This window comes from Streptomyces sp. GC420 (genome assembly GCF_009916105.1).
In the GTDB taxonomy this organism is placed as follows: Bacteria; Actinomycetota; Actinomycetes; order Streptomycetales; family Streptomycetaceae; genus Streptomyces.
Genome location: NZ_JAAAXQ010000429.1, coordinates 1 through 6,076, shown reverse-complemented (window position 1 = coordinate 6,076; position 6,076 = coordinate 1). Strand labels below are relative to the sequence as shown.

6 protein-coding genes are annotated in these 6,076 nt (G+C 72.3%); 2 read left to right on the top strand and 4 right to left on the bottom strand.

What is annotated here, in order from left to right; all coding sequences use genetic code 11:
* Positions 1 to 248 precede the first annotated feature (248 nt).
* From GUY61_RS33180 to GUY61_RS33170, 3 genes are all read right to left on the bottom strand, one after another.
* Positions 249 to 989 (bottom strand): class I SAM-dependent methyltransferase, encoded by a 741-nt coding sequence (locus GUY61_RS33180; RefSeq protein WP_166634034.1) that lies wholly within the window; start codon positions 987 to 989, stop codon positions 249 to 251.
* 504 nt (positions 990 to 1,493) lie between these two features.
* Entirely contained in the window at positions 1,494 to 2,093 is a 600-nt protein-coding gene (locus GUY61_RS33175; RefSeq protein WP_166634033.1) for a DinB family protein, read from the bottom strand.
* Positions 2,094 to 2,160: 67 nt separating this feature from the next.
* Positions 2,161 to 3,282, bottom strand: a complete 1,122-nt coding sequence (locus GUY61_RS33170; RefSeq protein WP_313896982.1) for a glycerate kinase — start codon at positions 3,280 to 3,282, stop codon at positions 2,161 to 2,163.
* A 317-nt stretch (positions 3,283 to 3,599) separates the two neighbouring features.
* On the opposite strand from GUY61_RS33170, the gene GUY61_RS33165 reads away from it, so the two are divergent.
* Positions 3,600 to 4,625, top strand: coding sequence for an ADP-ribosylglycohydrolase family protein (locus tag GUY61_RS33165; protein ID WP_243766930.1), 1,026 nt, complete (start codon positions 3,600 to 3,602; stop codon positions 4,623 to 4,625).
* A 9-nt stretch (positions 4,626 to 4,634) separates the two neighbouring features.
* The gene (locus GUY61_RS33160; protein ID WP_166634030.1) at positions 4,635 to 5,132 is read left to right on the top strand and encodes an NUDIX domain-containing protein; all 498 of its coding nucleotides are present in this window, start codon (positions 4,635 to 4,637) and stop codon (positions 5,130 to 5,132) included.
* A gap of 55 nt (positions 5,133 to 5,187) precedes the next feature.
* Here GUY61_RS33160 and GUY61_RS33155 read toward each other — a convergent pair whose 3' ends face one another.
* Positions 5,188 to 6,003 (bottom strand): ABC transporter permease, encoded by an 816-nt coding sequence (locus GUY61_RS33155; protein ID WP_166634029.1) that lies wholly within the window; start codon positions 6,001 to 6,003, stop codon positions 5,188 to 5,190.
* Positions 6,004 to 6,076: the final 73 nt, after the last annotated feature.

Below are 6,076 nucleotides of genomic sequence, written 5' to 3'. Positions count from 1 at the left end.
CGCTGCGCGGGTGGGCTGGGGGCGGAGGGCGGCTCTGTCCGGCTGCCACCCCCTGCGGATGCGGGGGTTCCGGGCGAATGTGGGCCCATATTGCACTTGAGAACGGGCATATCGGGCGTCTGGAGTGCTCTTTGAGCCCGCATTTGAAACCAGAACCAACTCCACCTATTCCCGAGCCCCTCGCAGCCCGCTGCGACAAGGGCCCCCGGCTCGGCAGGCACAGCTTACTTTGGCGGCCCTGTGGCCGATCAGGTCGGCTTGCGCCACACCGAGATGTGCTTCGCAGAGTCCCGGGTGAACGGCGCCCCGCCCCAGTCCGCGATGCGACGTTCCAGCTCAAGCCCGGCGATCCGTGCCATCAGGTCGAGCTCTGCCGGCCAGGCGTACCGGTGCCGGGAGCTGCCGCGGCGGTAGCGGCCGTCGTCGCCGTCGCGGGTGAAGTGGTGCGAGACGAGAATCTGCTCGACCGGGTCGACGGTGTCGAAGCCGAGATGCTGCTCAGAGACGTCGAACGGCACCGCGGTCTGGCCGGGCGGCATGAACCGCAGCGGCGGCACACCCAGCTCGATGACAAATCGGCCGCCGGGCCCCAGATGACGTGCGGCGTTGCGGAAGCACTCGACCTGCTCGTCCTGCGTGAGCAGGTTCGTGATGGTGTTGTAGACGAGATAGACCAGGGCGAACTCGCCGGGGACGACGGTGGTGGCCATGTCCCCGATGGCCACCGGGAGGGTGTCCTCGTCGATCTTGCGCCGCAGAACCGCTGCCATGTGCTCGGACAGTTCGATCCCCACTACAGGCACGCCGCGTTCCCGGAGCGGGACGCCCACTCGCCCGGTACCGATGGCGAACTCCAGTGCCCGGCCGTCTCCGGCGAGTTCGGAGAGGAAGGCGAGAGTCGGTCCGAGAACGGCGGCCGAGGACATCTCGGTCTCCTCGGCGTCGTAGCGGTCAGCGGTCTCACGGGTCCACAGCTCACTGCTCGTCACGGGCGCCCACTTTGCCCGGCGCGGCGGGGAACTGTCGACGCATTTACGTTCCAACGGCTCCGATCGCCCGTCCGGCCCGGCGGCCGGGGACGAAACCGGACCGAGGACCGCGCCCTGCCCGGGACCCGTCCACCCCCGGGGCCGCCTGACAAGAGCCTTCCTGCGGGAACGAGGCGGCGGTCAAGGGTTGGAGCGAAGCGGAAATCGCGGAACGCGACGCCCGAAGGGCGCCCTTGATGGGCGGCACGGGCCCGCACACAATCCCGGCCCACGGGCGGCCCCGTACAGCCACCGCACCCGACCCCGGCATAGCGCGTGCACCGCCAAATCGGCCAGGTGCCTTGGAGCCGACCCGCCGCGCCTGCTTGATCTGGATCGAAGACCTCGCCCATCCACATGATCACGGCCCAATACGCGCCCTGAGCGCAAGCGGGCCGTCCGTCGCGAAGAGGCTGAGCAGCGTCCAGGCGGGTCAGGTCTGCGACCGGCAGCGGCAGGGTGGGATCAGCCGTTGCCGACCTCCCGCGCCACGCGCTCCAGTCGATTCCGGTGGCCCTCCCACCATGCCAGGTCACCGGGCGGCAGGTCGTCCTTGCCCCGCGAATGGCCGACACTCCCGTCGATGAGCTCTCGCACGATGTCGGCGTGGCCGGCGTGCCGCTGGGTATCGGAGATCACGCGCACCAGGACGTGGTGCAGTGTCACCTCGCGCCGTTCCTCCGGCCACCACGGCACATGGCCGATCGCGTCGAGCGAAAGCGTCGCGATGGTGCTGTCGGAGTGCTCCCACGCCTGGCGGTACAGACCGACGATCCCTTCGCGCGACTCGTCCGCGGTGGCCCACATGTCCGAGTTGGTTTCTGCCTCCTCCGTATACCACCAGGACGGCGGCTCCTCGTCGAAGAACGGCCGCCCGAACGTGTCGCCGAAGTACCCCAGCTCCACGCCGGCGACATGCTTGACCAGCCCCAGCAGATTTGTGCCCGTGGGGGTCAGAGGGCGGCGGATGTCGTACTCCGAGAGCCCGTCGAGCTTCCACAGAAGGGCATCACGCGCCTCTTGCAGGTACCGGAGAAGGTCCGCTTTCGGGTTCGGTTCGATCATCCGGGCAGTCTTCCACCCGGCACTGACATCGCTGCTGATGCCCGGTGGCCGTGGCCGGGCGGCGGGGTCACGTCAGGAAGTCACGGGCGATGTTCGCCGCGGCCCGTTCGAGGAGGGGGCCGGCCTCGGCCATGCAGCGGGCGGGGTCGGACTCCAGGTCGGTGAGGGGGTAGGCGCGGCGGATGCCGGCGCGGCCGAGGGCCTCGGGGCGCAGCGCGAGGCGGCCGCAGACGGCGACGACCTCCTTGCCGCGGGCGCGGGCGGCCGCGGCGACCCCGGCCGGGGCCTTGCCGTGCAGAGTCTGTTCGTCCAGTGAACCCTCGCCGGTGATGACGAGGGTCGCGCGTTCCAGGGCCGGGGCGAAGCCGAGGACGTCCAGCATGACCTCGATGCCGGGGCGGAAGCCCGCCCCGAGGCCGACGAGCGCGCCGTAGCCGACACCGCCCGCGGCTCCGGCGCCCGGGGAGTCGGCGTACCGGGCCGCCTCGGGGCCGAGGGCCTGCTCCAGCACCGCGACGTAGTGGGTGAGTGCGGCGTCGAGCGTGGCTACGTCCTCGGGGCCCGCCCCCTTCTGCGGGCCGTAGACCGCCGCGGCGCCCTTGGGGCCGGTGAGCGGGTTGTCGACGTCACTGGCGAGAACGATCTCGGCGGCGGCGATGCGGGGGTCGAGGCCGCTCAGGTCGGCGCTCGCCAGGTCGCGCAGGGCTCCTCCGCCGGGCCCGACCGGGTTGCCGTCCGCATCGAGGAGGCGCGCGCCGAGCGCTGCCAGCATCCCGGCGCCGCCGTCGGTGGTTGCGCTGCCGCCGACGCCGAGGACGATGGTGCGGGCTCCCGCGCCGAGGGCCGCCGCGAGCAGTTCGCCGGAGCCGTACGTGGTGGCGGTGAGCGGGGCGAAGACGCCGGCGGGCAGGTGCTGGAGGCCGGACGCCTCCGCCATCTCCACCACGGCGGTGTCCCCGCGCAGCGCGAAGGCCGCGTCCACCGGTTCGCCGAGCGGCCCCGTGACCCGGACCTCCCGGCGTTCGAATCCTGCCGCGACCGCCGCCGCCACCGTGCCGTCGCCGCCGTCCGCGACGGGCAGCATCTCGACGTCGAGGTCCCGCACGACCATCCGCAGGCCCGAGCGGACCCGCTCGGCGACCTGTACGGCCGTCAGCGAACCCTTGAACTTGTCCGCGGCCACCAGCACATGCGCGGCCCGCACCGTTTCCGTCACTGTGTTCCCCTCGTTTGCCTCGCGCCGCTGCGACCTTAACCGCCGGAGGGGGCCGCTGCCCATGCCGCCACCGCGAATGATCGATCAATCCGCACCGCGCGTGCCGGGCCGCGATTCGGTAGACCGGAGACATGACCCCCGACACCGGCACCGCCCGCACAGACACCGGCCGCACAGACATCGGTCTCACGGGTACCGGCACCGCGGGTGCCGCCGCCACCGTCCCGCTCCCGGCCGGCACGCTGTCCGACCGGGTGCTCGGCGGCTGGCTCGGCAGGATCGCGGGCAACATGCTCGGCAAGCCCGTCGAGCGCGGCGACTACTGGACGCGTGACCGCATCGACCGCTATCTGCGGCTGACCGGGGCACTGCCGCTGACCGACTACCTGCCGGAACCCCCCGAGGGCGCCGGGGGCGAGGACTTCGAACTGCGCCCGGAATGGCGGGAGTGCGTGCGCGGCCGCATCCGCGGCAGCTGCCGGGACGACGACGTCGACTACGCGATCCTGGCGCTCGATCTGCTGGAGACGTACGGCTTCGGCTTCACCACCGAGCAGGTCGGCGAGCTGTGGCTGCTGCGGCTTCCGTACCTGCAGACGTTCACCGCCGAGCGGGTCGCCTACCGCAATCTCGCCAACGGGCTGCGGCCGCCGCTGACGGCGACGTACGACAACCCGTACCAGGAGTGGATCGGAGCGCTCATCCGCGCCGACGTGCACGGCTGGGTCTGCCCCGGCGACCCCCGCCGCGCCGCCGCGCTGGCCCGGCGCGACGCGGTGCTCTCGCACACGGGCAACGGGGTGTACGGCGCGATGTGGGCGGCGGCGCTGGTGGCGGCGGCCTTCACCGCCGCGGGTCCGCGCCCCGCGCTGGAGGCGGCGCTGGAACGGATCCCGGCGAGCAGCCGGCTGGCCCGTACGGTGCGGCGGACGATCGCGCTGTACGAGGCGGGGCTCGGCTGGTCGCAGACGCTGGACGAACTGGAGCGGGAGACGTCCCGGCTGGGCTGGATCCACGTCCTGCCCAACGTGGCGGTGATCACGGCCGGGCTGCTGTACGGCGAGGGGGACTTCACCCGCACCGTCGCGCTGACCGTCCGCGGCGGCCTCGACACCGACTCCAACGGCGCGACGGCGGGTTCGGTGGCCGGGGTGCTGTGCGGGGCCGCGGCCATTCCGCCGCAGTGGACGCGGCCGCTCCAGGACCGGGTGCGCAGCGCGGTCTTCGGTTTCGACGGGGCGCGTATCAGTGAACTGGCGGCGCGCACGGTGCGCTTGGCGGGCGCGGACACGGGTGAGCCGGCCTCGCGTCCGTAGGATGCGGTCGTGACGACCTCGGACTATGCGACGTACATCGCCGGCCTTCCCCGGATCCTCTGCGGCGCCGCGGCACTGTTCCGGGACGCGGGCGGACAGGTGCTGCTGGTGGAGCCCAACTACCGGCAGGACGGGAAGTGGATCCTGCCGGGCGGGACGGTGGAGTCGGACGCCGGCGAGACACCGCGTGAGGCGGCGCGCCGGGAGACCGCGGAGGAGATCGGGCTCGACGTGGAGCTGGGCGCGCTGCTCGCGGTGGACTGGGTGACCGGGCTCGGCCGGCCGCCGCTGTCGGTCTACCTGTACGACGGCGGAGTGCTGGACGGGGCTCGGCTCGCCGGGATCCGCCTCCAGGAGGAGGAGTTGACCGACTGGCGGCTGGTCGCGTCGGAGGGACTCGACCCGTATGTCACGGGTGGGATGGCCGGGCGGATCCGGGCGGCGCTGGCGGTGCTGGACGACGGGTCGGGCACGGCGGAGCTGGTGAACGGCCGGCCCGCCCGCTGAGAGTCCGGCGCCGGTCCGGTGCGACGCCCCGCCGCCCGGGCGTGCGTCGTCCCGGTCAGAGGCGGCTGCCGGACGCGGTGTCCGAGGAGAGCCGCTGGGCCAGGTAGATCGGTATCACCGAGAGCAGGACCAGGACGGCGGCGACGACGTTGACCACGGGTGCCTGCTGGGGACGGGCCATGTTGGAGTAGATCCAGACGGGCAGCGTCTGGACACCCGGCCCGGCGGTGAAGGTCGTCACGACGATCTCGTCGAAGGACAGCGCGAACGCCAGCAGCGCGCCCGCGACGAGCGCGGAGCGCAGCAGCGGGAAGGTGACGTCGACGAAGGTGCGGAAGGTGTGCGCGCCGAGGTCCATCGCGGCTTCCTCGTACGATCCGGGCATCCTGCGCAGCCGGGCGATCACGTTGTTGAAGACGACGACGATGCAGAAGGTGGCGTGGCCGACGACCACCGTGAACAGCCCCAGGCCGACACCGAGCGGTTCGAGGACCGTGCGGAAAGCGGTGTTGAGGGCGACGCCGGTGACGATGCCGGGCAGGGCGATGGGCAGCACGACGGCGAAGGAGACGGCTTCCCGGCCGAAGAAGCGGTAGCGCTGGCAGGCGAAGGCGATGAGCGTGCCGAGGACCAGCGCGATCGCGGTCGCGCCGAGCCCCGCCTTCACCGAGGTCCACAGCGCGTCGCGGGCACCGCTGCTCCGCCAGGCGTCGCCCCACCAGCCGAAGGTGAGTCCGGGCGGCGGCCAGCCGGAACTCCGGTCGGGGTTGAGCGAGTTGATCAGGACGAGGAAGAGGGGGATGTAGATCACCGCGAAGCCGAGCCCGGCGGCGATGCGCAGGGTGATGCGCGCGGGGCGGGAGAGATTCATCGGGGGCCTTCGCTGTGCGGACGGGACTACGACGGACGACGGGGGCGGTCGACGGGGATGGTCGACAGGGGGC